The 1177-nt window shown below is 70.9% G+C and carries 2 protein-coding genes; one reads left to right on the forward strand and one right to left on the reverse strand.

Annotated features, from left to right (window positions below):
* Positions 1–323 (reverse strand): transglycosylase family protein (locus tag CCN44_RS42890; protein ID WP_143650538.1); only part of this gene is annotated, 323 nt, incomplete at its 3' end.
* A 272-nt stretch (positions 324–595) separates the two neighbouring features.
* Between CCN44_RS42890 and CCN44_RS42895 the strand changes: the two genes are divergently transcribed.
* Positions 596–1177 (forward strand): NAD(P)-binding domain-containing protein (locus CCN44_RS42895; RefSeq protein ID WP_244204094.1); only part of this gene is annotated, 582 nt, incomplete at its 3' end.

The raw sequence follows: 1177 nt of genomic DNA on the forward strand, positions 1-1177 counted from the left end.
CCGTCCAGGACCTTCTCGGCTACGGCGATCTGCTCGGCCCGGGTGGCCAGGTCGGCGCGCGGCGCGTACCGGGTGCCGCCGTACGCCTCCCAGGTGGACTGGGTGAACTGCAACCCGCCGTAGTAGCCGTTGCCGGTGTTGATGCTCCAGTTGCCGCTGGACTCGCAGGCGGCGACCTTGTTCCAGGTGGCGGCGTCGGCGGCGTTCGCGGTGCCGGCGGCGACCAGCGGGAGCGCCAGGCCGGCGCCGCCCGCCGTGACGGTGAGTGAGGCGCGGTTGATCCTGTTCGGCTGGTACCGGCGGTGCCGGCCGCGTACGGCCATGTCCGAATTCCCCTCGGCATGCGTCAGGAGCGGCAAAAGTAAGCGCCACGAACAGGCCATGACAAGACGGCAAATCGGCCTCGGGCGGGGGTCAAGTGGCCGGATGCGGCCCCTGCTTGAGGTGGCGGGCCGGTGACTGAGGCGGAAGGCCGCCGTCCCGCGTACTCATGCGTGGCGGGTCGGATGTGCGCTCGCCGTGGCGGCACGTAAGGATGGGCGAGGGCCCGTACTGACGGAGCCGTAGTACACGAGGCAACCAGGGAGCAGGCGGTATGAGCACTTCAGCGCAGATCGGCGTCACGGGCCTCGCGGTCATGGGCCGCAACCTCGCCCGGAACTTCGCGCGCAACGGCTACACGGTCGCCGTGCACAACCGTACGGTGTCGCGGACGAAGGCGCTGGTGGAGGAGTTCGGGCACGAGGGCGACTTCGTCGCGGCCGAGACCGCCGAGGAGTTCGTGGCGGCCCTGGAGCGTCCGCGCCGTCTGGTCGTCATGGTCAAGGCGGGCGAGCCGACGGACGCGGTGATCGAGGAGTTCGCCCCGCTGCTGGAGCCCGGCGACATGATCATCGACGGGGGCAACGCGCACTTCGCGGACACCCGGCGCCGCGAGCGGGAGCTGCGCGAGCGGGGCATCCACTTCGTCGGCACGGGCATCTCCGGCGGCGAGGAGGGCGCGCTGCACGGGCCGAGCATCATGCCGGGCGGTTCGAAGGAGTCGTACGAGTCGCTGGGCCCGATGCTGGAGAAGATCTCCGCGAAGGCCGCCGACGGCGCCCCGTGCGTGACGCACGTGGGTCCCGACGGCGCCGGGCACTTCGTGAAGATGGTCCACAACGGCATCGAGTACGCC

Origin of the sequence: Streptomyces tricolor, from assembly GCF_002155905.1 — a bacterium.
Lineage (GTDB): Bacteria > Actinomycetota > Actinomycetes > Streptomycetales > Streptomycetaceae > Streptomyces > Streptomyces tricolor.